At 62.8% G+C, this 25,579-nt stretch carries 25 protein-coding genes and 1 tRNA gene; 11 read left to right on the top strand and 15 right to left on the bottom strand.

Features of this window, described 5'->3' with window-relative positions:
• Nucleotides 1-41: 41 nt before the first annotated feature.
• From K3165_RS03330 to K3165_RS03320, 3 genes are read right to left on the bottom strand one after another with little or no spacing between them, the layout of a single operon-like run.
• Complete coding sequence (locus tag K3165_RS03330; RefSeq protein WP_221547408.1) at nucleotides 42-890, bottom strand: sulfotransferase domain-containing protein; 849 nt, start codon at nucleotides 888-890, stop codon at nucleotides 42-44.
• A complete protein-coding gene (locus K3165_RS03325) occupies nucleotides 887-2,107 on the bottom strand; it encodes a DegT/DnrJ/EryC1/StrS family aminotransferase (protein ID WP_221547407.1) in 1,221 nt (406 codons plus the stop codon). The genes K3165_RS03330 and K3165_RS03325 overlap by 4 nt, the downstream gene beginning before the upstream one ends.
• Nucleotides 2,104-4,191, bottom strand: coding sequence for a polysaccharide biosynthesis protein (locus K3165_RS03320; protein ID WP_247713870.1), 2,088 nt, complete (start codon nucleotides 4,189-4,191; stop codon nucleotides 2,104-2,106). Before K3165_RS03320 ends, K3165_RS03325 begins: the two co-directional genes overlap by 4 nt.
• 340 nt (nucleotides 4,192-4,531) lie before the next feature.
• Between K3165_RS03320 and K3165_RS03315 the strand changes: the two genes are divergently transcribed.
• Genes K3165_RS03315 through K3165_RS03305 form a run of 3 tightly spaced genes read left to right on the top strand, consistent with a single transcriptional unit; the run spans nucleotide 4,532 to nucleotide 7,359 of the window.
• Nucleotides 4,532-5,749 (top strand): glycosyltransferase family 4 protein, encoded by a 1,218-nt coding sequence (locus tag K3165_RS03315; protein WP_221547406.1) that lies wholly within the window; start codon nucleotides 4,532-4,534, stop codon nucleotides 5,747-5,749.
• Nucleotides 5,750-6,676, top strand: coding sequence for a methionyl-tRNA formyltransferase (locus tag K3165_RS03310; protein ID WP_221547405.1), 927 nt, complete (start codon nucleotides 5,750-5,752; stop codon nucleotides 6,674-6,676).
• On the top strand, nucleotides 6,673-7,359 hold the full coding sequence (locus K3165_RS03305; protein WP_221547404.1) for a PIG-L deacetylase family protein: 687 nt from the start codon (nucleotides 6,673-6,675) through the stop codon (nucleotides 7,357-7,359). Before K3165_RS03310 ends, K3165_RS03305 begins: the two co-directional genes overlap by 4 nt.
• Nucleotides 7,360-7,381: 22 nt before the next feature.
• On the opposite strand, the gene K3165_RS03300 is transcribed toward K3165_RS03305, so the two are convergent.
• The 5 genes from K3165_RS03300 to K3165_RS03280 form a co-directional block, all read right to left on the bottom strand.
• Nucleotides 7,382-8,197 carry an HTD2 family dehydratase gene (locus K3165_RS03300; RefSeq protein WP_221547403.1) on the bottom strand — a complete coding sequence of 272 codons (816 nt, stop codon included), beginning with the start codon at nucleotides 8,195-8,197 and terminating at the stop codon, nucleotides 7,382-7,384.
• Between the two features lie 2 nt (nucleotides 8,198-8,199).
• Nucleotides 8,200-8,985, bottom strand: a complete 786-nt coding sequence (locus K3165_RS03295) for an enoyl-CoA hydratase-related protein (protein ID WP_221547402.1) — start codon at nucleotides 8,983-8,985, stop codon at nucleotides 8,200-8,202.
• A gap of 73 nt (nucleotides 8,986-9,058) precedes the next feature.
• Nucleotides 9,059-9,862: a WecB/TagA/CpsF family glycosyltransferase gene (locus tag K3165_RS03290; protein ID WP_221547401.1), complete on the bottom strand. Its 804-nt coding sequence runs from the start codon at nucleotides 9,860-9,862 to the stop codon at nucleotides 9,059-9,061.
• A gap of 19 nt (nucleotides 9,863-9,881) precedes the next feature.
• Entirely contained in the window at nucleotides 9,882-11,411 is a 1,530-nt protein-coding gene (locus tag K3165_RS03285) for an acetyl-CoA acetyltransferase (protein WP_221547400.1), read from the bottom strand.
• Between the two features lie 46 nt (nucleotides 11,412-11,457).
• Nucleotides 11,458-11,532: transfer RNA gene (locus tag K3165_RS03280), tRNA-Gln, on the bottom strand.
• Nucleotides 11,533-11,612: 80 nt separating this feature from the next.
• Between K3165_RS03280 and argE the strand changes: the two genes are divergently transcribed.
• Nucleotides 11,613-12,764 carry an acetylornithine deacetylase gene (argE, locus tag K3165_RS03275; RefSeq protein WP_221547399.1) on the top strand — a complete coding sequence of 384 codons (1,152 nt, stop codon included), beginning with the start codon at nucleotides 11,613-11,615 and terminating at the stop codon, nucleotides 12,762-12,764.
• Here argE and yghU read toward each other — a convergent pair whose 3' ends face one another.
• Nucleotides 12,765-13,616: a glutathione-dependent disulfide-bond oxidoreductase gene (gene yghU / locus K3165_RS03270; RefSeq protein ID WP_221547398.1), complete on the bottom strand. Its 852-nt coding sequence runs from the start codon at nucleotides 13,614-13,616 to the stop codon at nucleotides 12,765-12,767.
• A 94-nt stretch (nucleotides 13,617-13,710) separates the two neighbouring features.
• On the opposite strand from yghU, the gene K3165_RS03265 reads away from it, so the two are divergent.
• The 3 genes from K3165_RS03265 to K3165_RS03255 all read left to right on the top strand — a co-directional run bounded on the left by K3165_RS03265 (nucleotide 13,711) and on the right by K3165_RS03255 (nucleotide 18,500).
• On the top strand, nucleotides 13,711-14,712 hold the full coding sequence (locus K3165_RS03265; protein WP_221547397.1) for a DNA topoisomerase IB: 1,002 nt from the start codon (nucleotides 13,711-13,713) through the stop codon (nucleotides 14,710-14,712).
• 276 nt (nucleotides 14,713-14,988) lie between these two features.
• Nucleotides 14,989-17,049, top strand: coding sequence for an NAD(+) synthase (locus K3165_RS03260; RefSeq protein ID WP_221548307.1), 2,061 nt, complete (start codon nucleotides 14,989-14,991; stop codon nucleotides 17,047-17,049).
• Nucleotides 17,050-17,156: 107 nt separating this feature from the next.
• Nucleotides 17,157-18,500, top strand: a complete 1,344-nt coding sequence (locus K3165_RS03255; RefSeq protein WP_221547396.1) for an MFS transporter — start codon at nucleotides 17,157-17,159, stop codon at nucleotides 18,498-18,500.
• A 63-nt stretch (nucleotides 18,501-18,563) separates the two neighbouring features.
• Here K3165_RS03255 and K3165_RS03250 read toward each other — a convergent pair whose 3' ends face one another.
• The 3 genes from K3165_RS03250 to K3165_RS03240 are packed head-to-tail and all read right to left on the bottom strand — an operon-like array spanning nucleotide 18,564 to nucleotide 20,323.
• Nucleotides 18,564-18,986: a DoxX family protein gene (locus tag K3165_RS03250; RefSeq protein WP_221547395.1), complete on the bottom strand. Its 423-nt coding sequence runs from the start codon at nucleotides 18,984-18,986 to the stop codon at nucleotides 18,564-18,566.
• Between the two features lie 26 nt (nucleotides 18,987-19,012).
• Nucleotides 19,013-19,606 carry an FMN-dependent NADH-azoreductase gene (locus K3165_RS03245; RefSeq protein ID WP_221547394.1) on the bottom strand — a complete coding sequence of 198 codons (594 nt, stop codon included), beginning with the start codon at nucleotides 19,604-19,606 and terminating at the stop codon, nucleotides 19,013-19,015.
• A 15-nt stretch (nucleotides 19,607-19,621) separates the two neighbouring features.
• Nucleotides 19,622-20,323, bottom strand: a complete 702-nt coding sequence (locus tag K3165_RS03240) for a pirin family protein (protein ID WP_221547393.1) — start codon at nucleotides 20,321-20,323, stop codon at nucleotides 19,622-19,624.
• Between the two features lie 114 nt (nucleotides 20,324-20,437).
• Between K3165_RS03240 and K3165_RS03235 the strand changes: the two genes are divergently transcribed.
• Nucleotides 20,438-21,367, top strand: coding sequence for a LysR family transcriptional regulator (locus K3165_RS03235; RefSeq protein WP_221547392.1), 930 nt, complete (start codon nucleotides 20,438-20,440; stop codon nucleotides 21,365-21,367).
• On the opposite strand, the gene K3165_RS03230 is transcribed toward K3165_RS03235, so the two are convergent.
• The 3 genes from K3165_RS03230 to K3165_RS03220 all read right to left on the bottom strand — a co-directional run bounded on the left by K3165_RS03230 (nucleotide 21,364) and on the right by K3165_RS03220 (nucleotide 23,632).
• Complete coding sequence (locus K3165_RS03230; protein ID WP_221547391.1) at nucleotides 21,364-21,705, bottom strand: hypothetical protein; 342 nt, start codon at nucleotides 21,703-21,705, stop codon at nucleotides 21,364-21,366. The two genes, K3165_RS03235 and K3165_RS03230, sit on opposite strands and share 4 nt — an antisense overlap.
• Nucleotides 21,706-21,715: 10 nt before the next feature.
• Nucleotides 21,716-22,795, bottom strand: coding sequence for a branched-chain amino acid aminotransferase (locus tag K3165_RS03225; RefSeq protein WP_221547390.1), 1,080 nt, complete (start codon nucleotides 22,793-22,795; stop codon nucleotides 21,716-21,718).
• A gap of 429 nt (nucleotides 22,796-23,224) precedes the next feature.
• Nucleotides 23,225-23,632: a hypothetical protein gene (locus K3165_RS03220; RefSeq protein ID WP_221547389.1), complete on the bottom strand. Its 408-nt coding sequence runs from the start codon at nucleotides 23,630-23,632 to the stop codon at nucleotides 23,225-23,227.
• Nucleotides 23,633-23,846: 214 nt separating this feature from the next.
• On the opposite strand from K3165_RS03220, the gene K3165_RS03215 reads away from it, so the two are divergent.
• The 3 genes from K3165_RS03215 (at nucleotide 23,847) to K3165_RS03205 (ending at nucleotide 25,537) form a co-directional block, all read left to right on the top strand.
• Nucleotides 23,847-24,581 carry a TlyA family RNA methyltransferase gene (locus K3165_RS03215; RefSeq protein ID WP_221547388.1) on the top strand — a complete coding sequence of 245 codons (735 nt, stop codon included), beginning with the start codon at nucleotides 23,847-23,849 and terminating at the stop codon, nucleotides 24,579-24,581.
• A gap of 96 nt (nucleotides 24,582-24,677) precedes the next feature.
• Complete coding sequence (locus K3165_RS03210; protein ID WP_221547387.1) at nucleotides 24,678-25,304, top strand: DUF2975 domain-containing protein; 627 nt, start codon at nucleotides 24,678-24,680, stop codon at nucleotides 25,302-25,304.
• Nucleotides 25,304-25,537 carry a helix-turn-helix domain-containing protein gene (locus tag K3165_RS03205; protein ID WP_221547386.1) on the top strand — a complete coding sequence of 78 codons (234 nt, stop codon included), beginning with the start codon at nucleotides 25,304-25,306 and terminating at the stop codon, nucleotides 25,535-25,537. The genes K3165_RS03210 and K3165_RS03205 overlap by 1 nt, the downstream gene beginning before the upstream one ends.
• Nucleotides 25,538-25,579 lie beyond the last annotated feature (42 nt).

The raw sequence follows: 25,579 nt of genomic DNA, 5'->3' as shown, positions 1-25,579 counted from the left end.
CAAAGCGGTTCTCGCGACTAATCCTTATGGGGTAGGTGCGCTCAGGCGACCGCGCTTGCCGCCGGCGCTTTCCATGCCGACAGGTCGAGGCCGGTGAGCTGCTCGGTAAGTTCGATGTCTTCGCGATAGAAGTCATCCATGTGCTCGCGAAGCTTGGGATCGAGTTGAGGATAGCGCACCTCGCGTGCCAGCAGCGACCGGGCGCTTTCGAACCAGAATTTGCCCCTCAAAGGACGGACCGGCTCTTTGAACGGCGCAAGCACCTTGCGCATCAGCAGCGGGAGAAGCATTTCGCGGCTGTTGTTCTCGCGCTTGTAGATCAGCTCGTCGTCGATGGTGATCGGTGCGCCGATGTGGCCGCAAACCCTCTCGATGACGCCGACGGGATCGCGCGAGACATCCTCGTAGGTGAAGACGAGCAATTGCTCGCGCGGAAAATGCTCGAGCCAGCCGGACAGGTGCTTTCCGTAAAGGCCGTCCAGAAGGAAGCGAGGGTGGGGATTGTCCGGGTCGGAAAGGTAGTCTTCCGGTCGATCGTTCACCTCGCCGCGACGGTAGAACATCTTGTAGTCCGAATAGGCCCTGCCGACCGGATTGCGCAGCTGGACTACCAGGCGCGCGTCCGGAAGCATCTTCGCCATCCGCGCTGCGACGTGGGGATCGGACAGGTAATCTGCGGACTTCTCACCGAGCAAGGTCGCGCGGGCAGGGTGGTCGCGGAACCAGTCGAGGTAATGATCTTCGCCCTTCTCGTATTCGCGCGAGAAGAAGTGCGGCTCCGGATCGGGCATGAAGATTGCCGGATTGGCCTGAAGCTGCGCCTGGATCCAGGTGGTTGCCGCCTTGGCTGCTCCGATGATGACAAAGTCTGGCTTGCGCACTGCTGTCACCCGGCTTCCCCGTCCAGTGCGAGAAGCAGGGCAGTGGCAGTCGCGCGCATGTCGTCACACAGCAGGGTATGATCCACTTGCAGCATCAGGGACCTGCGGCCGAGGTCGCGGGCGACAGGAAGTTCGCCATCACGCTTCACCTCCAGGCCTTCGAAGGCCCGTTCGAGGCTCATGTCGGGGCAGGAGCCTGTCCCGATGGCGATCCCCGTTGCGTGCAACCGCTCGATCAGGCGCGTCCGCAGGTCTTCTACCGTCTCGCCAACCGGATCGGTGAGGGCGAAGTTGAACTTGTAGTAGGCGTGTTGGTAGCCCGGCGGAGCCAGTTGCAGGGAGACGCGCGGATCGCTCTCGAGCGCATGGGTCAGGATCTCGGCATTCATGCGTCGACGATCCAGCCAGCCCGGCAGTGTATGGAGCTGGCGGCGGCCGATTGCCGCCTGCATTTCGGTCATGCGGAAATTGGTCCCCGGCTGGTTGCAGACATAGCGGAACTGCCCCGGCATGCCTTGCCCGTCGCGCATAGTTGCACGGCATTTGCCATGATCCTTGTAGGACCACCCGCGCTCGGCAGCTTCCTCTTCACGGAAAAGGCAGATGCCGCCTTCGCCGCCCGTCGACATGATCTTGTCGGTGCAGAAGGAGAATGCGGAGGCATCGCCCCATGAGCCTGCCTTGCGGCCATCGATTGCAGCACCGTGGGCCTGTGCGCAGTCTTCGATCACCTTGAGGCCATGCTTTTCCGCGATCGCGCAGATGCTCGGCATGTCTGCGGGCAATCCGCCGAGGTGGACGCAGAGAATTGCCTTGGTCTTGGGCCCCTCCAGCCGCTCGATCGATTCCGGATCTATATTGTGCGTGCTGGCGTCGATATCGGCAAAGGCGGGCGTCGCTCCCACGGCAAGCACTGCGCTGGCGGTCGCGAAGAAGCTGCGTGCCGGGACGATTACCTCGTCGCCCGGACCGATGCCGAGGGCCCGCATCGCTACTTCGAGCGCTACGGTGCCATTCGCCACGCAGAAGCCATGAGGCATGTCGATGTACTCGGCGAACTCCTCTGCGAAGAGGGTCGTCTGCTGTGCATGGACCAGACCGTTCACCTGCCCCGTGGCGAGAACCGCAACCACGGCGTCGATCTCGTCCTGCTCGTGACGGGGCCAGTGGCTGGCGCGTGGACGCAGGGCCGCGACGGGTTTCTCCTTGGGGGTGAAGATGTTCATGGGGTCGCTGCCGTATCGACCAGGCTGGGCTTCTTCTTGGGCGTGATAAGGTCGAAGCGCGCACCGCTGCTGGGAATTTTCACCAGGTGGTGGGCGATGCGTTCGGCCTCTGCGGCGTCATTGCGCCTCACGGCTTCGAACAGCCGGTCGATGCTCTTGTTGATGAAGGGCAGCGGGATCGGATGCGAGCGTGCTTCGAAGATGCCGCCGATCTTGGAAGGCACCTCTTCCTCGCAATCGTCGAACAACTCCTCGTAGAGTTTCTCGCCCGGTCGCAGGCCGACATACTGGATTTCGACATCGACTTCCGGCTCGAGGCCGTACTGCGCGATCAGGCGATAGGCGAGGTCGACGATCCGCACCGGCTTGCCCATGTCGAGGACGTAGATGCTGCCACGCTCGAGGTCTTCGGCCAGAGCCGATGCGCTGCTCTGGAGGATGAGCTGCACAGCCTCGCGTACGGTCATGAAGAAACGCTCGATGTCCGGATGGGTGACGGTGAGCGGCTTGCCTTCCTCCAGCTGGCGCCGGAAGAGCGGCAGGATCGACCCGCTCGAACCGAGCACATTGCCGAAGCGAACTGTCATGAAGCGCGGGGCATCTGGATCGTCGACACCGCACATGTCGAGCGCCTGGCTGTAGAGCTCGCCGATACGCTTGGTGGCGCCCATCATCCCGACGGGGTTCACGGCCTTGTCGGTCGAGACCTGGACCATCGCCCGCGCGCCGAATTCGGTAACGGCATCGGCGATGTGCTTGGTACCGATGATATTGGTGTGGACGCCTGCGCAGGGATTGAGTTCGACAATCGGCACATGCTTGAGTGCTGCGGCGTGATAGACCACCGAAGGACGGTGCTTTTCGAACACGCGGTTCACTTCGTCGCGTGAACGGATGTCGCAAAGTTCGGGATGGATCTCGAGATCGGGATACTTCTCCCTCAGCGTCATCTCGATCGAATAGAGATTGAATTCGCACAGCTCGAGCAGGATGAGGCGTGACGGACGGAAGCTCGCTAGCTGTCGAGCGAGCTCGCCGCCGATGGTGCCGCCGGCTCCGGTGACGAGGACGCTCTGTCCCTCGATCTGGCGCGTGATGACGTCGCCTTCCATTTCGAACTCGTTGCGACCGAGCAGGTCGGGGACCGACAGGTTCTTGGGGTCCTCTGCGCCGGGGCGCTGGAGTATCTGGCTCCAGTGGTTCTTGATGCGGGAAAGCTCGAGCCCGAGCTCGCGCGCCCGGTGCGTGAGCCGGGTCATCTCGCGATTGCCGAGGTACATTCCGTCATCGAGAGTGATTGCGAGCGAGAACGGTCGACCCTGCGCTTCGGCCGCCTTGGCGATTTCGACCAGCTTGTCGTGACTGCCAAGCACGCGCACGCCGCCGATCCGGTCGATCACGTCGGCTTCGGAAGGCAGCAATATGCCGGCGATGGCGAATTGCGGATCATCCTCGGCCCGCATCAGTTCGATGACCGACATGGCCCATTGCGCGGGTCCGATCAGCAGGGCTTGGGGAAGGTCGGCCCTGACCGCCGCGCCAAGCCTGATCTTGGTGCCTGCCATGTTTTCACGGGCAATCCGCCGCAACGACCTGAGGGCCATCAGCAGCCCCGTCGCCAGCATCCACTGCGTTAGTGCGGCGGCGACAAGACCGAGCCCGAGCGTTGCCTCCTGGCCGAGGATCAGGAGCGTCCAGCCCAGTGCAGAACCCAGCAGTCCGAGGCCGACAACGCCCGCAGCATGGGCAAAGCCGAAGAAGCGCCAGCTCTGGCGGTACATGCGAAACACCAGCAGGGTCGCGGTCGCAGTCGCGGCAAATCCCAGCAGCGCGGGAGGGAAGGTCACGTCGAGCCCATAACCCGACAGCGGAACCATCATTCCCACCGCGAGAAGGCTGACGATGAACGCCGTCATGTCGAGCAATGCCAGCAGCACGGTCCGCAAGAGCCACCGAATGGAGGTGCGGCGATAGGGGCGGACCTGGCGATGCGCACGTCCCAGGCCGACGACCTTGCGGATCGGAGGGGTCCTGCCGCTGGCGGCATTCCAATCGTCGTTCGCGGATCTAACCTCGTCGGTCATGCTGGCGATCGGCCTTCCTGTGCGTGCGGATGATGGGACATGAAATCGGTGCTGCTCTGGGATAGTCGATCACGGCACGCTCGGCAGCGGCGCAATGAGACATCAACCGGAATGGTCGCAATCAGCCCAAGGTGGTGGTGGGGCTAATCCCATGTCGGAACGGATGGGCAGGGTCTTACCCATTTGGCCTGATCGCCCCGGTGCCATCTCAAAGGAGTATGCCCCCTATTGCCGATTGAACCCGCGCCCGCTTCGCGCCGAATATGTCCTTGCGTGGAGGACGAATTTTCCCGTCCTCCGGAGAACATGGCACGAGAACCGGCCGGAAGGACCCGCGAAGTTGAAGATCGTCGTACTATCGAGCCTCGCATATTCGCTGACGAATTTTCGCGGCGACTTGCTGCGGGCGATGAAGGCGAACGGACACGAGGTCGTGGCTGTCGCTCCCGATCACGACGAGAAGGTCGAACGCGAACTGGCCGAAAGCGGGATCGAGTTTCGCACGGTGTCGATGAGCCGGGCAGGGATGAACCCCTTCGCCGATCTCTGGCTGATGCTGCAATATTTCTTCCTGTTCCTGCGCGAGCGGCCCGAACTGGTGCTCGCCTACACGCAGAAGCCGATCGTTTATGGCGGGCTGGTCTCGCGCCTGCTCGGCATCCCGCGCTTCTTCCCGCTGATGTCGGGACTGGGCCATGTCTTCAGCCCGGATAGCGGCGTGCGCCCGCTGATCCGTTCGGCAGTGGCGCGCCTCTATCGGTTGGCGGTGCGCCGGGCGCAGACGATCTTCGTTTTCAACTCGGACGACCGCCAGGACATGCTGGATCTGGGCATCATCAGCCCCGATCAGAACGTCCTGCAGGTCCCCGGCTCCGGGGTCGACCTGCAGCGCTTTCCCAAGGTCGAGCCACCCCACGGCAGGATGCACTTCCTGCTGGTAGCGCGATTGCTGCGTAACAAGGGGATCCTCGAATTCCTCGAGGCGTCACGCGTGGTGAAGCAGTCTTGCGAGCGCTGCGAATTCACAGTGCTAGGCCATATCGACGGGGAGAACCCGGCTGGCTTTGCCGAGGACGAAATTGCCGGCTTCGCTCGGGAGTATCCTGTCGAATTCGTGCCGGGGACCGACGACGTGCGGCCTTATCTCGCCGACAGTTCGGTCTTCGTCCTGCCGTCCACCTACCGCGAGGGACTTCCACGCACGATATTGGAAGCGCTTTCGACGGGTCGGGCAGTGATCACGACCGACATGCCCGGCTGCCGCGATGCGATCGACGACGGGTCCAACGGGTTTCTCGTCAAACCCGGAAATGCGCAGGACCTTGCCCGCGCGATGATGAAATTCGTGGCCGAGCCCAACCTCGTGTTCGACATGGCGACGCGCTCTCGCACGCGCGCCGAGCGGACCTATGACGTCGAGATCGTCAATCGCATGTTGCTCTACGAAATGGACTTGCTGAGGCTGACTGGCGGCCCGACGAAACCTCGGCCGTCCGACAAGCCCGCAGAGAACCTCGCGCCGCGTCCTGCCTATGCAGAAAAGCGCAAGGTGGGCTGAGTGGGGCAGCAGGCAAAGCGCGCAGTGGTGGTGGGAGCCGTCGGTAGCACCGAAGTGGTGCTGGACGCGTTCGCCGAAGCGAAGGGCTGGGAAGTGGTGCTGGTCGTGACGCTGCCTCAGGAACTGAGCTCACGGCACTCCGACTTCGTCGATCTTGGCCCTCAGGCTGAGGCGCTCGGGGCGGAGATTTTGCGGACAGGGAAAACCAATGATCCCGAAACTCTCGCTGCAATCCGCGAGGCACGACCTGACTACATCTTCGTAGTCGGCTGGTCCCAGCTGTGCGGAAGCGATTTCCTTGCCATACGCCCAGGCAAGGTGATCGGCTACCACCCGGCAGCATTGCCAAGGCTGCGGGGCAGGGCGGCCCTTCCTTGGACGATTCTGCTCGACGAGAAGATCACCGCCGGAAGCCTGTTCTGGATGGAGGAGGGCACCGATGACGGTGACATCCTTGCCCAGTCCTATTTCCATCTCGCGCCCGACGAGACTGCGGCGCAGCTTTACGAAAAGCACATGATGGCGCTGCGCGAGATGCTCGACCAGAGCCTGCCACTACTCGCCGAGGACATCGAGCCGCGCCGTGTGCAGGACGAACGCTATGCCACATGGGCGGCGAAAAGGACCGCGCGGGACGGGCTGATCGACTGGAAGGACGATGCCGTTGCCGTCGACCGTCTGGTTCGCGCGGTTGGCCGTCCATATCCCGGTGCATTCACGAATGCGGGCGAGGATCGCCTCGTCATCTGGAAATGCGAACCTGTTTCGGGCGCGAGGCTTCACCACGCCGGGCCCGGCCAGGTCGTCGAACGCGACGGTGATACACTTACGGTCCAGACCGGATCGGGCCTGCTGCGTCTTCTCGAATGGGAAAGCGATAGCGGGAAGCCACCGCGCATGCATGCAATCCTCGGGAGGGGTGATTGAACAAGATTCACGATCTCGGACGCGTGCTGGTCGTTGCTCCGCATCCTGACGACGAGGTGCTGGGGTGCGGCGGCACGATGGCGCGGCTCGCCGCCGAAGGGCATGCGGTTCACGTGCTTGTCGCAACGCGCGGCCAGCCGCCCGCCTTCCCGGAAGAGGGCGTGGCGCGTGTGCGTGCCGAAATGAAAAAGGCCCATGCACTGCTGGATATTGCCGAGACGCATGAACTCGACCTGCCGGCGGCTGCCCTCGACACGGTTCCGGCAGCGCAGGTGAATGCAGAGATTGGCGACATCGTTCAGGCGGTTTCGCCCGACACGCTGTTCCTGCCATTCTACGGTGACATCCACGGCGACCATGCGATCGTCTTCCAGGCCGCAATGGTAGCGGCGAGGCCGCGCCACAACCGCGCGCCGGCCCGCATCCTGTGTTACGAGACGCTGTCGGAAACCAACTGGTATGCGCCACCCGTCACGCCAGCTTTCATTCCCAATGTCTTCATCGACATCGCCGAGACGCTGGAACGCAAGCTCGACGCCTTCAAATGCTTTGAATCGCAGGTCCGCCCGTTTCCGGAAGAGCGATCCGTCGAAGCGCTGGAAGCCCTTGCGCGCTCGCGCGGCGCGATGGTCCATCTGCGCGCGGCCGAAGCCTTCGCGAATATCCGTCAGATAGTCCGCTAGGTCAGACTTTCGGAAACGCGCTTCAGCGGTAGGAGACGTTAGCCTGCATCGCTGTCACGCCATCGCAGCGCACTGCCTCGACACTGTCATCGGCCGATTGCCTCAAGTAGACAGGTTCGCCCAGAAATAGCGGTGCCGTAGCCCGGAAGCTGAAGCTGGCCAGTTCGCCCTTGCGCATGGCGAGGTCCGCGAGCTTGGCGGCAGTGAAGGGGCCGTGGATTATCAGCGCCGGATAGCCTTCGACACCCGTCGTATAGGGATAGTCGTAATGGATGCGGTGGCCGTTGTAGGTCGCGGCGGAAAAGCGGAACAGCGAGACCTCGTCCGGGTGCCATGCCTCGCCTTCGGGTACTTGGGCAGCGGGCTGCGGCAGGGGTACCGGATCGCCTTCGTCGCGGTAGACATAGGTCTGGACCTCGCGCACGCGCAGTTCACCGTCCTGCTCGATCCGCTTTTCGACCTTTGCGAAAACCAGGTCGCCCGTCCGTCCACTCTTGTGCGTAAGCTCGGCAACGCGGCTCGTTTGCTTCGCGGGCGCGCCAAGTTCTAGCTCGCCGGGAAATTCGATGCTTGAGGCCGCGAACATCCGTCGCGGTAGCGTTACGTCCGGAAGGAAACCGCCCCTTTTCGGATGTCCGTCAGGCCCGGTGTCCCCACTCAGCGGATTGGGCAGGAAGAATGCCCAATGCGGAAGCGGTGGCCGATCGCGTTCGTCGACTTTTCCGACCGCCCTTGCGAAACGGCAGAGGGCGAGCGGCGCAAGAGTTTCCTCCTCCACGATCTCGCGCCCGATCGTTTCTTGCCATTGGGCGACTTGGGCTTCGGTCACGCCCGTCATGCTCAGGCGCCCTTGAAGGCTGCCTTGCGCTTCTGGAGGAAGGCGAGGGCACCTTCGACGGCGTCCTGCGTGCTGCCCGCCTTGCGCTGGGCCTTCGCCTCAGCAGCGAGAGTGGCGGCAAAATCCATCTCCAGCCCGTCACGCAGTGTCTGCTTCATCAGGCCGAGGGCGACCGTTGGGCCATTGGCGAGGCGCTCGACCAGCGCCTGCGCTTCTCCGGCAAGCGCGTCGTCCTCGACGCATTTGTAGATGAGACCGATACGCTCAGCTTCTTCTGCGTGGATCTTTTCGCCCAGCATCATCATGCGGGTCGCCTGTGCCGTGCCGATCAGGCGGGGAAGCATCCAGCTGGAGCCGCCATCGGGGACCAGTCCGATATTGGCGAAGGCCTGGAGGAAATAGCCGCTCTTGCCGGCAATCACGAAGTCTGCCGCCAGCGCGATGGAGCAGCCGACACCGGCTGCCGGACCTTGCACCACCGACACCACCGGAACGGGCAGCGACGCGAGCGCCTGGACCATCGGATTGTAATGCTGGCTGAGCGAAGCATAGGCGCGGTCGCCGCCGCTGACCGACATTTCCGCATTCGCCGCAAGATCCGCGCCCGAGCAGAATGCCCTACCTTCGCCCTTCAGCAGGACTGCGCGGGCATCGCCCAGATCGCGGATAGCGGTGAAGATTTCGTCCGCCATTGCGGGCGGGCAGGCATTCAGGCGTTCCGGGCGGTTCAGTGTGATGGTGAGGACATTGCCCTCGCGTTCTGCCCGGATGGTTTCGAAATCGCTCATTGCCTGCTCCCATAATTCTCGTTGCCCGAACCTCTTGGGCAAACCGGTCTGGAAAAGCAACCGATCGAATGGTTCAGGCGGGCTCGTATTCCATGACGCGAACGCGCTTGTCCGAATTTCGCAGCGCGATGGCGAGCGCGTGGGGGGTGGTCGTGAGATAGCGCCACAGCAGGGTCCGCGGCTGGGTCACCATGCGATGCACCCATTCCAGCCCTGCATCCTGCATCCACACAGGTGCCCGGCTATAGTCGCCGGTGATGAAGTTGAAGCAGCCGCCGCAGGTGATGGTCCAGACCGCATCCAGACGATCCTTGTATTGCGCGCAGAACTTTTGCTCCAGCGGCTTGCCGAGCCCGACCCAGAGGAAGTCGGGTTTCTTCTCGGCGATATCGGCGAGGATTTCGTCTTCCCTGCCCCTGAAGAAACCGTGGTGGCGACCGACGATCTTCAGGCGCGGATACATCTCTTCGAGCAGCCGCGCGCATTCGGCATTGGTCTCTTCCGGTCCGCCGAGCAGGTAGAAGGTCCGCCCGCTTTCTTCGCATGCCTTGGCGAAGTCGTGGATCATGTCGGTGGTCGGTGCGCGCTCCGGGATCGGCTCGGCGCAGTATTTGCGCGACATGTTGACGATGAACTGGCCGTCGGCATGGATGACATCGCCGTGGTCGAGTGCTGCGCGGAATTCGGGATTGGTCCGGGCGAGCGAGATGCCCTGTCCGTTGGAATCGAAGATCAGGCGCGTGCGCACGCGCCCATGCTCGTCGGCATAGTCCGCATCGGCATGTGCTGCGTCGACGAAATCCTGGCGGCTGGCGGCAGCAACCCACTGGTCGGCCACATGCACGTGCCGGATCGGCGTCCAAACCTGGTTGGTCATTCAGACCCTCGTAAAACTGTTAGCTGGCGTCCCTGCCGTCCTGTGCCGGCATCTGCCACAGCCCCATGCCTTCTTCGTCGCGGAGGATCAATCCCGCTGTGCCGACCGGCTCGGTCGAGCCATCGGTTAGCCAGGAAAGTGAAGCGCTATCGCTGCCCCGCACCAGCGCGAGCGTGCGCGTGCCTTGCGGTGTGCGAGCGACCACCACGCCCGAGCGCGGCGATCCGTCCCTCGCATAGTGGACCGTATAGGTTTCGACCTCGGCCTCGCCTTCGTATTCCTCGTCCAGTTCCGGAACGGCCCCGCGCTTGGCGTCGGCCTCTTGCTGGTAGTCGAATTCCTGCGGAAAGCGTGCTCCGGTAGGAGTTCCGGACAGGAGGATCGTGTGATTGTGCGTGGCGTAGCCGCCATTGGCGAACAGCAGGCCCTTGTCTTCTGTGCCGCGCAAGCGAATCACCATCTCGGCAACCGCGTGGCTCATGTAATTGCCGATCGGGCCACCGCCGAATGTCAGCCCGCCGAAGACGGTCGCGGGGCGATTGAGCGGCCAGCCGAGCACGCGGCGCGCCATCTTCGGGACACAGGGGAAGCAGGAATAAAGCTCGACATGGGCGAGGTCGTCGGCGCTCACCCCGTTCAGCTCCATGGTCCGCTCGATCGATGTTGAGAGACTGGGCGAATAGTCGTAGCGGTCACGGGCGAGGAAATTGCCATCCTCATGTGCGGCTGCTCCGTGGCCGATGAAGACCAGTTTCTCGTCGGGCTGTCCGCGTTCACGCGCTTCGGCAAGGCTGGTGACGATGAAGCCTGCTCCCTGGTTTACCGAGGAATTGGCGACCTGGAGCTTGGTATAGGGGAAGGCGATCGGCCTGTTCGAGGCGGAAGGCGTGATGACCTCTTCCGCGCTGACCGCCTCGCGTATCCACGCGCTGTCATTGCCCGCCGCTACCTCGCTCATGCCAGACCAGATGGCGCCGCTTTCTGCCTGACCTTCGGCGAGCGACTGGCCAAAGGCTGCGCGCCCGGCATTCTCGTAGAGAGGATAGACGTCGGTAGGCACGACGAGGCCGTAACTGGGAGCATAGCCGCTGCGCTTGCGGTGGCTGGCATCACGCAGGGCGTTGGGCTTTTCGCCATCGTCGCGCGGTTTGAGCGCCGCGAGCTTTGCCGCGGTACGAAGCGCCTCGCCGCCGACAATTGCGCAGATTGTCGCTTCTCCACGAGCGATGCGGTTCGCAGCTTCGTGCAAGAGCAGGATCGGGCTGTCGCCATTGGGCATGGCGGTCTGCATGCGGTGGGCAGGATCGATACCGAGCGTCTCGGCGAGCTTTCCGTCCACCGGATTGAGCTGGGGCCATGCCAATTGCGCCACGACGGAAAGCGAATCGCAGCGCGCCAGCCAGTCGCCACCAGCATCTTCGTCCGCCTTGCGCAGGGCTGCCGCCATCAAGCCGATCGGATCGAGCCCGTCGCCGGGGTCTTGGGGCCGGTCGTTGATCTGGCCGACGCCGATAATGACGGGGGTTTTGCGCGGATCGAGTTCGCTCATCCGCACAGGCTTAGCGATACGCGGCGATTTCGCAAATGAAGGAGGCTGGCTGGGGTGGCAGGGATCGAACCTGCGAATGGCGATACCAAAAACCGCTGCCTTACCACTTGGCTACACCCCAGCAGCGGGCGCTCCTATAGCGCCCCCATCGCGAATGTGAAGGGGTAGCAGTTCGCGTTTCGATGGGCGATAGCGCTTTTCATGACAGACTTGGCCAAAGCCCGTTCGATCCTCGAAACACTGGTGGCATTCGACACCACTTCGGCGCGCAGCAACCTCGCGCTGATCGAGTGGGTCGAGGCCTATCTGGGGGAACACGGAGTCATATCGAACAGGGTGCCCAACGAGGGCGGCGACAAGGCCAATCTGTTCGCCACCTGCGGCCCGGTGGTCGAGGGCGGGGTCATCCTCTCAGGGCATAGCGACGTGGTGCCCGTGGAAGGGCAGGACTGGAGCAGCGATCCGTGGATCGTGAGGGAATCCGGAGGCAAGTACTTCGGGCGCGGCACATGCGACATGAAAGGCTTCCTTGCCTTGGCGCTCGCATGGGTACCGCAGTTCGTGAAGGGAACGCGGCCGGTTCATCTGGCCATAAGCTATGACGAGGAAGTCGGCTGCCAGGGTGCGCCTGCGATGATCGAGCGGATGGCTGCAACCATTCCCGCGCCGCGCCTTGCCGTCATCGGCGAACCGAGCAGCATGAAGATCATCACCGGCCACAAGGGAATTTGCGCTTTCGAAGTGAACATCCGCGGTCACGAAGCGCATAGCTCGCTCGTCGACCACGGCATTTCGGCCAACATGGTCGCCGTCCGCCTGATGTCGAAACTGGCCGAAATCGCGGGTGAGCTCGAGGCTTCCGCCAATCCGGACAATGGCTTCGATCCGCCGCAGGCGACGCTTACCATCGGCGAGATGCAGGGCGGTACTGCGGTCAATATTTTGGCCGGGCATGCGCGTTTCATTTTCGATTTAAGGTGCCCACCCGATGTCGATCCGGATGCTGCTATCGAACCCTTCAGGGAGCTCTGCCGCAAGGTCGATGCGGAAATGAAGGCGAAGTTTCCTGCCACCGGTGTGGAGCTGCAGCAGCTCGCATGCGCACCTGCGATGACGCACGAGGGAAGCGATGATGCCGTGGCATTCGTCCGCAAGCTGACAGGTGAGAATACCGCGCCTTCGCAAGTGGCCTATGGCGCGGAAGGAGGGCAGTTCCAGCGGGCCGGCTTCCCCACGCTGATTTGCGGACCGGGTTCGATCGAGCAGGCGCACCAGCCCGACGAATGGATTGCGATCTCGCAGTTCGAGGAAGGCGCCCGTTTCATGGAGCGCCTTGCCCGCGAACTGGCCTGATCAGAGCCTCTTGCCTTCGAAATCGGCGGCGGAGTGGCGTTCGAGGAGTTGCGTTTCCTCGTCACCCCATGCCTTGTTGACGATCCGCCCGCGCTTCACTGCGGGACGCGCGGCGATCTGCTTGGCCCAGCGTCCGACATTCTCGTATTCGTCGATCGAGAGGAACTTGCGCGCCTCGCCATAAATCGTGCCCTCGACGAAGGGTGCCAGCCACGGCCATGCCGCGATGTCAGCGACCGTATAATCGTCACCGCCCAGATATTCGGTCTTGGCGAGGCGCTGGTCGGCCACGTCGAACAGGCGCTTCACTTCCATCGCGTAGCGGTTGATCGGGTATTCGTACTTCTCCGGCGCGTAGGCGTAGAAGTGTCCGAAACCGCCGCCGATGAAGGGCGCGCTGCCGATCTGCCAGAAGAGCCAGCTCAGCACTTCGGCGCGGGTGTGGTTCGTGGGTAGGAAAGCCCCGAACTTCTCGGCGAGATGCAGCAGGATCGCGCCGCTTTCGAAAATGCGGACAGGGGTCTCGCCGCTTCGATCGAGCAGGGCAGGGATCTTGCTGTTGGGGTTCACGTCGACGAAGCCGCTGGTGAACTGGACGCCGTCCCCGATATTGATCGTATAGGCATCATATTCGGCACCCGAATGGCCCGCTTCGAGCAACTCTTCGAGCATCACGGTTGCCTTCACCCCGTTGGGCGTGGCGAGCGAATAGAGCTGGAAGTCATGCTCGCCCGTAGGCAGTTCCTTCTCTTCGCGCGCGCCGGCAGTGGGACGATTGATGTTGGCAAACTTGCCGCCGTTCTCGGCGTCGTGGGTCCAGACTTCGGGCGGGGTGTAGGTCGGATCGGCCAAATCTAATCTCCTGTTGGCTGGGTCGGTATTACGCCCAACCGTTCGTCGCAAGGTGGGGAACGGATACAGCCTCGCCACGGTTCTTCCCTTCGCCATGACGAAGCTCATCTATGTCGACGATCAATTGCCCGGTATCACACGCAAGGGAGCGGGAAAGGGGTGGGCCTATTACGACGCCACGGGCGAGCTGATTACCGACCGTGCGGAGAAGAAGCGCCTCAACGCGATCGCGCTGCCACCGGCCTATGTCGACGCATGGTTCTGCCCGGCTCCCAACGGGCACATCCTTGCGACCGGCGTGGATGCCAAGGGGCGCAAGCAATACCGCTACCACCCCGAATTCCGCAGCCAGCGCGAGAGCGAGAAGTTCGACAAGTGCCTCGCCTTCGGACAGCTCCTGCCGCTCGTGCGCAAGAAGGTCGAAGAAGACCTGCGCGGTCGCAAGCTCACGCGGGAGCGCGCCGTGGCGAGCGTCGTTCGCCTGCTCGATCTCGGTGCGGTCCGGGTCGGGAACGAAGGCTACGCCGAGCGTAACAATAGCTACGGGGCCACCACGCTGCGCCGCCGCCACGCCGAGGTGACGGGCAAGACGTTGAAGCTGCGTTACAAGGGCAAATCGGGGAAGATGCGCGAGGTCACGCTGACCGATGGCAGCCTCGCCCGAATGGTGCGCAACATGCAGGACCTGCCGGGCCAGAACGTCTTCAAATATGTCGACGAGGACGGAGACGTGCAGGCCGTCGGCTCCAGCGACGTGAACGAATATCTCGAAGCCTGCATGGGCGAACGCTTCACCGCGAAGAATTTCCGCACCTGGCACGCCAGCGTGATGGGGTTCGAATGCCTGCGAACAGGTGAGGGGCGGATGCCGATGAAGGCGCTGCTCGAATGCGTCGCCGAACGATTGGGCAATACGCCTGCTGTCACGCGCAAGAGCTACATCCATCCTGCGGTGATCGACCTTGTCGAACGTCAGGAAGACTGGCGCGAAGGCCTCCAACTTCCCCGCGCAACACAATGGCTGACCCGCGAAGAACGCGGCTTGCTCAGCCTGTTGCAGGAAAGCCCCGCAGCCGCGGAACTGCTGGCGGCATGAGTATCTTTCTTGCGGTAATTATCCTTTTGAGATAATCGCTCCGCCATGCATTTGGCAGGTCAGAAACTGAAGACCTGGCGTCTGGCGCAGGACCCGCCGCTCTCCGCGGAGGAATTCGCCTCGCGCCACGGGTTCAAGACGCAGACCGTCTTCGGCTGGGAGAGCAAGGGGCGCATTGCCCGCGCCGATGCCCAGCGCAAGCTCGCAGAGCTGGGTATCTGCCAGCCGGCGGACTGGATCGAGCCTGCCCTTCAGGAAAAGAAAGACACTTCACGCATGGCGAAGAGCGATACGCATCCCTTCTACGACCTTCACACGCACGGCTTCGTGCGCGTGGCGACCGCGACGCCGAGGGTTCGCACGGCCGATATCGCCTACAACGCGGAAGGAATACTCGAGCAGGCGCGCAAGGCGCACGAGCGCGGGGTGGACCTGCTGCTCTATCCCGAGCTGTGCCTGTCGTCCTATGCGATCGACGATCTGCACCTTCAGACCGCGCTCTTGGAAACAGTGGAGCGGCACCTCGCCGACATCGTCGAGGCATCGCGCGATCTAGCGCCGGTACTGGTCATCGGCGCGCCGCTGCGGCGCAATGGCCGGATCTACAATTGCGCTGTGGCGATTGCGCGCGGCAAGCTGTTGGGCGTCGTCCCCAAGAGCTACCTGCCCAACTATCGCGAGTTCTACGAAAAGCGCTGGTTCAGCCATGGCCGCGAATGCGTGGGGCTGGAAATCGAGGTGAACGGCGATACCGTGCCCTTCGGTACCGATCTCGTTTTCGATGCCGACGACCTGCCCGGTTTCACCTTCGGTATCGAGATCTGCGAGGATTTCTGGTCGCCCAATCCGCCCGGAACGCTCGCCGCGCTGGCGGGCGCGACGGTCCTGCTGAACCTCTCGGCGTCCAACATCACCATCGGCAAGTCCGACGAGCGACACATGCTGACGCGCGCCAGTTCGAGCCGGTCGGTCTGTGCCTATGCCTATTCGGCCAGTGGCCATGGCGAGAGCACGACCGACCTCGCGTGGGACGGTCAGGGCATGATCTACGAGCTCGGAGACCTGCTGGTGGAAAGCGTACGCTTCGACCACGCGCCCGAGCTCTGCGTCGCCGATGTCGACACCAAGCGCATTCTTGCCGAGCGCATGCGGATGCAGACATGGGGCGATGCGGCCGATGCGGCGGGCCGACCCGAGGACTGGTATCGCCGCGTGACCTTCTCACACGGTCACGCGCCGAAAGACATCGGTCTGGAACGCCCGATCCGCCGTTTCCCCTTCGTGCCCAACCGGCAGGAGAAGCTGGACGAGGATTGCTACGAGGCATTCAACATCCAGGTCGATGCGCTGATGCGCCGGATCGAGGCGACCCGGCCCAAGTGCCTCACCATCGGTATCTCGGGCGGGCTGGATTCCACCCATGCCCTGCTCGTCGCGGCCAAGGCGATGGACCGGCTGGGAAGGCCGCGCAGTGATATCCGTGGCTATACCATGCCCGGCTTCGCCACGTCCGAAGGCACCAAGTCCAACGCATGGAAGCTGATGAAGGCATTCGGCATCACCGCCGAAGAGATCGACATCAAGCCGACGGCCACCTTGATGCTGGAAAATATCGGCCATGCCTTTGCCGATGGCGAGCCGGTCTATGACGTTACCTTCGAGAACGTGCAGGCGGGCCTCAGGACTGATTACCTCTTCCGCCTCGCCGGACAGCATGGCGGATGGGTCATCGGGACGGGCGATCTGTCCGAACTGGCGCTGGGCTGGTGCACCTACGGCGTAGGCGACCAGATGAGCCATTACGGCGTCAACGCGGGCGTACCGAAAACGCTGATCCAGTACTTGATCCGCTGGACCACGACGACCCACCAGTTCGACGTGGGCGTAGATGAAGTCCTGCTTGCGATTCTCGATACGGAAATCAGCCCCGAACTGGTACCCGCTGGCGAAGACGGGTCGATCCAGAGCACGCAGTCGATCATCGGTCCGTACGAACTCAATGATTTTTTCCTGCACCACGTGATCCGCTGGGGACAGAGTCCGAGCCATGTCGCCTTCCTCGCCTGGCATGCGTGGAAGGATGCCGAGGCGGGGCAATGGCCGATCGATTTCCCGGAAGATGCGAAGAACGAATACGACCTCGCTACGATTGCGAAGTGGCTGGAAAATTTCGTGAAACGCTTCTTCGGCTTCAGCCAGTTCAAGCGCAGCGCGCTCCCCAACGGGCCGAAGGTCAGCGCCGGTGGCGCGCTGTCACCGCGCGGCGACTGGCGTGCGCCCAGCGATGCCGTAGCGGATTTGTGGCTCGAGGACCTGCGTCGAAACCTGCCCGACTGACCTTGCGGCCTTGGCCGCGATAGGGCAGCTTGCCCTCAATCGGATCGTAGGGACGCGATCGGCCAAGGGCACAGAGCCAGCCGGCACTCTTTTTTGGGGGGGTAGCGATGGCGTCTGCTGCGTCGGGCAATTCGATGATACTGGAGAACAGCCAGCGACTGCGGCTGTTCACTCTTTTCATTCTTTACGTGGGGCAGGGCATGCCCATCGGGCTGTTCTGGTTTGCCATTCCGGCATGGATGGCAGTGAACGGTGCGCCCGCAGCCGATGTCGGTTCGGTTGCAGCGCTGACGGCGCTGCCATGGTCGCTCAAGCTGGTGAACGGCTTCATCATGGACCGTTACACCTTCCTTCCGATGGGACGGCGCAGGGCGTGGATACTCGGCGCGCAGTTCGTCATGATCGCTTTCCTCGTCATCGGGGCGCTGGTTGATCCCACCGTCACAGATGTCGCGATCCTCGGCGGTATCGGCTTCGCGGTGAACATGGCGACCACCTTCCAGGACGTCGCGGTCGACGGCCTAGCGGTAGACATCATGACCGAGGACGAGCGCGCCCGCGGATCGGGAATGATGTTCGGCGGTCAGGCGATCGGCATTGCTGCCGCCACGGCCATCTGCGGGTTCGTGATAGAGGATTTCGGCGCGCCGGCAGCCTTTCTGATCGTGTCGGTCCTCATCTTCGCGCTGTGCATCTACATCGCCTCCTTCAGGGAACGTAGCGGCGAACGGTCGCTGCCGTGGGGGACCGGCAAGGCGCATGAGCGCAATCTTGCCATCCAGCTCGATGCATGGTGGCCGCTCCTGAAGGCAACGTTCAATTCGATGCGCAAGCTGGTCAGCCTGCTGTGGATACCGTGCCTGTTCGGGCGCGGCGTCCTCTATGGCGGTTTCACCGGTGCCACTCCGCTGATCGGGGCCAATTACGCGGGCTGGGATACGTCGGAAATCTCCAGCCTGACTGCGACTGCCGGCCTGCTGGCGGGCGTCCTGTGCATGACGCTGGGAGGATGGCTCGGAGACAGGTTCGGCGCGAAACGGATCGGCATCATGTGGGTCGCATCGGGCATCGTGCTGTGCGCCTTGATGTACCTCGGGGTCGAGCACTGGAGCAACTCGGCGGTGTTCATGGCCTTCGTGTATTTCTGGATACCGCTGGACATGCTGATCACGGTTGCGCTGCTGCCGATTTCGATGCGCCTGTGCGACCCGACTGTCGCGGCCACACAGTTCACGATCTACATGGCGATATCCAACTTCGGCATCTCTTTCGGAGCCTTCATGCTGGGCAAGACCGATGCCTTGGGAGGGTTGCCGTCGATCTTCATCATCGTGGGCGCTGGCCTTGCGGTAGCGCTTACCCTGCTTCTGACCGTCCAATACCCGCGCCGCCCCGAATATTACGAGATCCAGAAGCGGCGCGAGATCCTGGCGGCGCACAAACCGGCCTGACCCGAACGAAAACTGCCGGAGAGCCATCGCTCCCCGGCAGTTCCTTCGGGACGGAAGGTGGTCTTACTTGCGGTCCAGCGAAATCGCGCCCGGACCAAATGCGGCGAGCTGCAACAGGCCGCCTGCGATGGCGATATTCTTGAAGAACATTACGAACTGCGTCTGGTCGCCGATCTGGTTGTGGAAGACGAAGGCCGTGACCAGCGTGAAGAACGCAAGCCCGATGGCTGCGAGGCGAGTCCGGTAACCGGCGATGAGCGCCAGTGGGCCGAGGATCTCGACTGCCACAGCGCCCCAATAGGCAAGCTGCGGCGCCGGCAGTCCGACCGACTCGATATAGCCGATCGTACCGGCAGGGTCGGCGATCTTGTTGATGCCCGCGAGCAGGAAGATGGCTGCAAGCATCAGCCGGGCCAGCAGCGGAAGCCAGCGGGTGTCGGCGGAGGTCGGGGTGGCCGCACCGGCGTTGAGAGTGGTCGTGTTCATGAGTTTGTCCTTTCGGGATCGAGGCCTCAGGCGGCCAGCTTTTCGACTTCCTGATGGGCTTCTGCGATCTTCTCTTCGCCGCCTTCACCCATGATGCCGTCAGCCGCGACCACTTCGACATCGTTCATGCCAAGGAAGCCGAGGAAGAACTTCAGCCAGGGCGACATGAAGTCGATTTCGCTGCCCAGCCGGGTGCCGCCGGAAGCCGCCGTGATGTAAACCTTCTTGCCCGTAAGCAGGCCTTCAGGGCCATTGGCGGTATACTGGAAGGTGGTGCCGGCGCGGGCCACGAGGTCGGCCCATGCCTTCACTGTTGCCGGAACCGAGAAATTATAGACCGGCACGCTGAAAACGATGGTGTCTGCGGCCTTGAGTTCATCGATCAGCTCGTCGGCGATCTTCGCCAGCTCGTGCTGTTCGTCGGAGCGCTCGGCATAGGGCGCAAGATTGGCTGCGAAACGCTCGGCATCGATGAAGGGAATATCGTTCTTCGACAGGTCGCGAGTGACGACGTCTGCGCCGTGCTTGGCCTTGAGGCCCTCGACCAGCTTGTCGCCGAGGCTGCGCGATACGCTTTCGCCGTCACGGATGCTGGCGGTGATGTAAAGAATGGTGCTCATGTCTGTGTCTCCTGATCAGGCCGCGTCGACGAGGACGAGTTCGCTGTCTTCGAGTGCGGTGATGGTGATGCTGTCTTCCTTGGTGATGGCGAGGCCGTCACGGGCCTTTGCCTCGATGTCGCCTACGCGGATGCTGCCGGTGGCGGGCACCAGATAGAGGTGACGGTCGGCGGTGCGCGGCGTGTAGGTCACGCTCTCACCGGCCTTCACCGTCGCACCGAGCACGCGGGCATCGGTGCGGATCTTGAGGGCGTCGTCGTCATTAGCCGCGCCGCTGGCGAGGGGGACGAACTGGCCCGCACGATCGCCCTTGGGGAACTGGCGTGCACCCCAGTCGGGATCGCCGCCGCGTTCGGACGGGATGATCCAGATCTGGAAGAGCGTGGTCTCCTCGTCCTCGAGGTTGAACTCCGAATGCGCGACACCGCGTCCGGCGCTCATCACCTGGACGTCGCCGGCTTCGGTACGGCCTTCATTGCCCATGCTGTCGCGGTGCGTGATCGCGCCGGTGCGGACATAAGTGATGATTTCCATGTCCTGGTGCGGGTGGGTCGGAAAGCCGCTCTTCGGGGCGATCTTGTCGTCGTTCCAGACGCGCAGCGCGCCCCAGTTCATGCGGGAGGGGTCGTGATAGCCTGCAAAGGAGAAGTGGTGGTTCGCATCGAGCCAGCCGTGGTTGGCCTTGCCGAGGCTGTTGAAGGGACGATGTTCGATCATGTTTGGTCTCCTGAAAGGGTCGGGAGGATTGCTTCGTTGGACCAAGAGTTAGGCGTTGCCCCGCGTTCCGAAAACTGCGATAAAACGCGGCAAGATGTTCAGCAAATCCGAACAGTGAAGCTGGGTGAGCCCAGTCTCGACCAATTGCGTATCTTCCTCGCGGTAGCCGAGGAGGGCAGCTTCGGTGCGGCCGCTCGCAAGATGGGTCGCGCGGTATCGGCAGTCAGCTACGGCATCTCGCAGATGGAGGCCCAGCTGGGCGTCACCCTGTTTGCCCGCGAAGGTTCGCGCAGGCCGGTGCTGACCGAGGAAGGCAAGGGCCTGCTGGCGGAGGCCAAGGCGGTCGCCGACGGGATAGATACTTTGCTCGCCAAGACGCAGGGGCTCCATGCGGGGCTCGAAAGCGAGGTCTCGCTGGTGGTCGACGTGATGCTGCCCGGCGAAGTGACGGCGAGCGTGCTGCGCGATTTCCGCCGCTTCTACCCCAATGTCGCCCTGCGCCTGCAGGTCGAGGCGCTGGGGGCTGTGGCGGCCTGCCTGCTCGACGGCAGCGCGGACCTCGCGATTGGCGGGCCCGTGCTGGCCGACCATGCCGAACTCGAAAGACAGGCGATCGGGGCCGTCGAACTGGTGCCGGTTGCTGCACCAGACCATCCGCTGTCACGCTCGGGCGTGAAACCGGGAGAGAGCCGCAAGCACCTCCAGCTCGTGCTCACGGACCGGTCGCCGCTGACCGAGGGGCGCGAGTTCTCCGTCCTTGCGCCGGAAAGCTGGCGGCTGGCGGACCTCGGCGCAAAGCATGCGCTGCTCAAGGAAGGGATCGGCTGGGGCAATATGCCGCGCCACATGGTGAGCGGCGATATCGAGGAAGGGCGCCTGTGCGAACTCGACCTGCCCGAGAAACCCGGCGCAAACTATACGCTCAGTGCATTATGGCGCCGCGATGCGCGTCCGGGCCCCGCGACCAGCTGGCTGATCGACGCGATACGTGAGCGACTGGGAGCGTGCAGCGGGGTGAATACTTCTGTGAGCGGTGTGAGCTAGTCTGGCGCGCAAGGTCTTTTGGTCCAACGATGATCAAGACCGCGGCGTGCAACTTCGACTTTCGCTCCAACAGGGCATTCCCGTGCCCGGTTGGGGCTGGTGACCAATTGTGTTCTGTAGCCGTCGTCGGTCAGGACGGTTGTTAGATAAGACGTCCCTGTGTTCGAAGGAATAAGGTTGATCGAGACGACTTCGCCGGTGATGATCTCGAATTCCGCATCATCGAGACCTTTGGCGTGCCAACCTTCGAGATTTTGTAGAACGAAGGCAAAGATGCAGAGCGTGCCGAGTAAAAGCGCGACCTGAATTCGTTCCTTGCGTGTCGTTATTCGCGCCAAGCCGCTCAACTCAAAGCTTCATCGTCCAGCCGTGCGTGTCCTCGACACTGCCCTTCTGGATACCGACGAGCCGCTCGCGGATTTTGTTGGTCATCTGACCGGTGCCGCCGCTGCCGATGGTGAATTCGCCATCGGGGCCGAGCACGGTGCCGACCGGGGTCACGACAGCTGCCGTACCGCAGGCCATCGTCTCGAGCAGCTTGCCCGTGGTCGCATCGGCGCGCCACTGGTCGATGCTGTAGGGTTCCTCGCGCACCTGTAGGCCTTCTTCGCGCAGGAGCTCGATCAGGCTGTTGCGGGTGATGCCCGGCAGGATCGTGCCGGTAAGCGGCGGAGTAATCACTGTGCCGTCGTCAAAAACGAAGAACAGGTTCATGCCGCCCAGTTCCTCGACCCACTTCTTCTCGACCGCGTCGAGGAAGACCACCTGGTCGCAGCCGTTCTCGATGCCTTCGGCCTGCGGGACGAGGCTTGCGGCGTAGTTACCGCCGGTCTTTGCAGCGCCGGTGCCGCCGGGGGCTGCGCGCGTGTAGTTGCGGCTGACCCAGATCTTCACCGGCTTCGCGCCGCCCTTGAAATAGGGGCCGACGGGGCTGGCGATCAGGATGTATTTGTACTGCTTGGCCGGACGCACGCCGAGGAAGGCTTCCGAGGCGAACATGAATGGGCGCAGGTAGAGCGAACCGTCGGGATCTCCCGGCACCCAGTCACGGTCTGCAGCGACCAACTGGCGGATCGATTCGAGGAACAGTTCCTCGGGCAGGTCGGGCATGGCCATGCGGCGGGCGCTTTCGTTGAAGCGGCGCGCGTTCTGCTCGGGGCGAAAGAGGGCGAGCGTGTCGTCACCCTGCTTGTAGGCCTTCATCCCCTCGAAGATTTCTTGGGCGTAATGAAGCACGGCCGCTGCCGGATCGAGGCTGATCGCCTCGCGCGGGCCGAGCGTCGCCTTGTGCCAGCCGCCCTTTGCTTCGTCGTAGTCGATCACGACCATGTGGTCGGTGAACAGCTTGCCGAAACCGGGGTCCTTCAGCGCCTCGTCGCGCTTGTCGGCAGGCGTGGGGGCGGGGTGGGGGAGATGCTCGAATTCCATGCCCGCGCGGTTAGTGTGAGTAGGCTCGCAGGGCAAGTTTTCTAGGCCCAAAAATGAGAAGGGCAGCTCCATCCGAAGATGGTGCTGCCCTTTTCATGGTCAGCGGCGGAAGCGCCGCTCACGAAGTCTCTAAGGGTATGGAACTACCGATAGTACCTCGCGCGGAAACTTGCCGACCTCTCTGCTGAACCATGAGACATCGGATCACCTCCTTTCGCGCTTGTGAGCTAGAGGGCTTATCAGGGCCCCCAAGACCGCGTTCGCCGCTGATCTTGAGTACAATTTGAGTCTTTTCGGGACGCAAAACAAGGCTTGCAAAAAAGTTTTCCCACGTCAGAATTGTCGTTTGTGGCTCGGAGCGGACTCCGGGCCTTTTTCACGCCTGAAATGGAGCGCCGTCCCAGTCGGTAACCTGGTGAGGGAATCGGCTCAGCGGCAAGCCTCGATCACGCGGGTCACCTCTGCCCACGGGGGCAGGTAAAGTGTGGTCATTCCTGAAGTTTCCACAGCGAATCGTCCACGGGTCACTGCCATGGCGTCGAGAAGGCGATCGTTCGACGAAAGCATCACCGTCGCCAGTGCCGGGTCATCCAGCGGTTCGGTCTCGAACGCGCGGTCCATGGTTTCGGTTCTGATCTGCATGACCAGCGGGCCCGGGCTTGCCGAAGGACGTGCGAAACCGAAGGTCTTGGTCGCCTTTTCACAGCGCATGAAGAACAGCGGGACCATCGCGTCCGTGCGATAGATGGCGATGGCCTCTGCACGCTCGTCATCGAAAACCCATTCGCCCGGTGTGCGCGGCTCGTTGATCCAGTCTTCGAATGCCAGCTCGGTCATGGGCGCGGATGAAGAGGCAGGCGTTGGGATGGGAGAGGGTGCGGGCGCCGGAGCGGGTGCCTGCGCAGCCGGGCTCGGGCTGGGTGCCGGCGTGGAGTCGGGTGCAGGGACGCACGCAGCCACGCAGAGGGCACAGGAAAGGAGGATCGAGCGGGCAAGGGCGATATGCGAGGCTTTCATGCTTCCCCAATGCTCGCTAACGGCTTTGTTTCCTATGGCTAAGAAACGTCTCGATCAGATGCTGGTGGACCGCGGGCTGGTGGAAAGCCGCACCCGTGCGCAGGCGCTGGTCATGGCGGGCCTCGTCTTTTCGGGCGAGCAGAAGCTGGCCAAGCCCGGCCAGCAGATGGCCGAGGACGCACCACTGGACGTCCGCGGGCGCGATCATCCCTGGGTCAGCCGTGGCGGGATCAAGCTTGCCCACGCGATCGAACATTTCGGCCTCGACCCCACGGGCGTGACCGCAATGGATATTGGCAGCTCGACCGGCGGCTTTACCGATGTGCTGCTGCAGGGCGGGGCTAGCCACGTGTTTGCGGTCGATAGCGGCACCAACCAGCTGGCGTGGAAGCTGCGGCAGGACGAGCGCGTGACGGTGCTCGAGCAGACCAGCGCCCGCATCCTGACCCGCGAGATGATCGACCGGCCGGTCACCTGGGTGGTGTGCGATGCCAGCTTCATTGGCCTCGCCAAGGTACTCGACCGCCCGCTGGTACTGGCCGAGCGCGATTGCCGCCTCGTTGCACTTATCAAGCCCCAATTCGAGGTCGGGCGCGAGGAAGTGGGAAAGAAGGGCGTCGTCAGCGACCCCGCACTCCACCAGCGCGTGTGCGACGAAGTGCGAGAATGGGTGGAGGGCCTCGGCTTCGAGGTGCAAGGCATCGTGGAAAGCCCGATCACGGGACCTGAAGGCAATGTCGAGTTCCTGATATCGGCCCATCGAACTTAACGCATTTCGATACAAGATTTACGTAAAACATAAAAAAGCTATTGCCAATCGTTTTTCTCGCTGCCATCCAGCCTTTCATCAGCTTTGGAGGAAGAGATGACAGGTGTCTGGACGAAACGGTTTGTGAACGCGCTGCTGGTGCTGGTTGCCATCGCGGCGCTCGCAGCGGTGCTGCGTGCGGGCGGCGCGATCGCCGAGGGCAAGTTCCACATGGTGAGCTATCCCGCATCGAGCGAGAACATCCGGATGGAACCGCTGGGCGGTTGGGCGACCGTCTGGCAGTTGCAGGAGGGTACGGTGCGTGTTGACGATCACACCTGGCTCCGCATTGCGCGCCTCGTCGGCCAGCTTGTCGGTTTGGGGTTACTCGCTGGGATATTCTGGCAACTGCGCGGGACGCTGGTCCGCATCGGCAAGGGCGAAGTTTTCACCGAAGCGAACATCTCCTCGCTGCAGATGATCGGCAAGCTGCTGGTCGCCGCTAGCGTTTTGTCGATTTCGATCGTTTTCATGACGCAATACGCCATTCTCGAGGCGATCCCGCCGATGGAGGATCGCGTCATCCACTCCTCGATCAGCTGGAGCGTGAAGGGTGTCGAGAACATCTGGATGGAATACGAGCCGCCGATCATCCCCATGCTGCTTGCGATGACCGCCTTCGTCACGGCAGGTGCATTCCGGTCGGGCATGGAATACCGCCAAGACAGTGAAAGTGTGGTCTAATGGCGATCGTCACCAATCTCGATGTTATGATGGCGAAGCGGAAGGTCAGCTTGAAAGAGCTGGCCGACCGCATCGGCATTTCGAACACCAACCTCTCGCTGCTCAAGACCGGCAAGGTGCAGGGCGTGCGCTACAAGACGCTCGACGCGATCTGCCGCGAGCTCGACTGCCAGCCCGGCGATATCCTCGAATATCGACCCGGCGAGGAGGAAGAAGAGGCGGGCGACGATTGACGTTGCGGCACTCTCGGCTCTAGGCGCTCTGGCAATCGTATT

Origin of the sequence: Qipengyuania xiamenensis, assembly GCF_019711495.1 — a bacterium.
GTDB lineage: Bacteria > Pseudomonadota > Alphaproteobacteria > Sphingomonadales > Sphingomonadaceae > Qipengyuania > Qipengyuania xiamenensis.
The sequence above is the reverse complement of the archived record's forward strand: the minus strand, read 5'-3'. Positions and strand labels throughout refer to the sequence as shown.

What these genes read in the sequence shown, in the direction of transcription:
- K3165_RS03325 (WP_221547407.1), bottom strand. Translation starts at nt 2,107, where the DNA reads ATGAACATCTTCACCCCCAAGGAGAAACCCGTCGCGGCCCTGCGTCCA.
- K3165_RS03205 (WP_221547386.1), top strand. Translation starts at nt 25,304, where the DNA reads ATGGCGATCGTCACCAATCTCGATGTTATGATGGCGAAGCGGAAGGTC.
- K3165_RS03265 (WP_221547397.1), top strand. Translation starts at nt 13,711, where the DNA reads ATGACGAAGCTCATCTATGTCGACGATCAATTGCCCGGTATCACACGC.
- K3165_RS03225 (WP_221547390.1), bottom strand. Translation starts at nt 22,795, where the DNA reads ATGGAATTCGAGCATCTCCCCCACCCCGCCCCCACGCCTGCCGACAAG.
- K3165_RS03215 (WP_221547388.1), top strand. Translation starts at nt 23,847, where the DNA reads ATGGCTAAGAAACGTCTCGATCAGATGCTGGTGGACCGCGGGCTGGTG.
- argE (WP_221547399.1), top strand. Translation starts at nt 11,613, where the DNA reads ATGACAGACTTGGCCAAAGCCCGTTCGATCCTCGAAACACTGGTGGCA.
- K3165_RS03285 (WP_221547400.1), bottom strand. Translation starts at nt 11,411, where the DNA reads ATGAGCGAACTCGATCCGCGCAAAACCCCCGTCATTATCGGCGTCGGC.
- K3165_RS03260 (WP_221548307.1), top strand. Translation starts at nt 14,989, where the DNA reads ATGGCGAAGAGCGATACGCATCCCTTCTACGACCTTCACACGCACGGC.
- K3165_RS03300 (WP_221547403.1), bottom strand. Translation starts at nt 8,197, where the DNA reads ATGACGGGCGTGACCGAAGCCCAAGTCGCCCAATGGCAAGAAACGATC.
- K3165_RS03210 (WP_221547387.1), top strand. Translation starts at nt 24,678, where the DNA reads ATGACAGGTGTCTGGACGAAACGGTTTGTGAACGCGCTGCTGGTGCTG.
- K3165_RS03245 (WP_221547394.1), bottom strand. Translation starts at nt 19,606, where the DNA reads ATGAGCACCATTCTTTACATCACCGCCAGCATCCGTGACGGCGAAAGC.
- K3165_RS03295 (WP_221547402.1), bottom strand. Translation starts at nt 8,985, where the DNA reads ATGAGCGATTTCGAAACCATCCGGGCAGAACGCGAGGGCAATGTCCTC.
- K3165_RS03255 (WP_221547396.1), top strand. Translation starts at nt 17,157, where the DNA reads ATGGCGTCTGCTGCGTCGGGCAATTCGATGATACTGGAGAACAGCCAG.
- K3165_RS03240 (WP_221547393.1), bottom strand. Translation starts at nt 20,323, where the DNA reads ATGATCGAACATCGTCCCTTCAACAGCCTCGGCAAGGCCAACCACGGC.
- K3165_RS03250 (WP_221547395.1), bottom strand. Translation starts at nt 18,986, where the DNA reads ATGAACACGACCACTCTCAACGCCGGTGCGGCCACCCCGACCTCCGCC.
- K3165_RS03220 (WP_221547389.1), bottom strand. Translation starts at nt 23,632, where the DNA reads ATGACCGAGCTGGCATTCGAAGACTGGATCAACGAGCCGCGCACACCG.
- K3165_RS03290 (WP_221547401.1), bottom strand. Translation starts at nt 9,862, where the DNA reads ATGACCAACCAGGTTTGGACGCCGATCCGGCACGTGCATGTGGCCGAC.
- K3165_RS03320 (WP_247713870.1), bottom strand. Translation starts at nt 4,191, where the DNA reads ATGACCGACGAGGTTAGATCCGCGAACGACGATTGGAATGCCGCCAGC.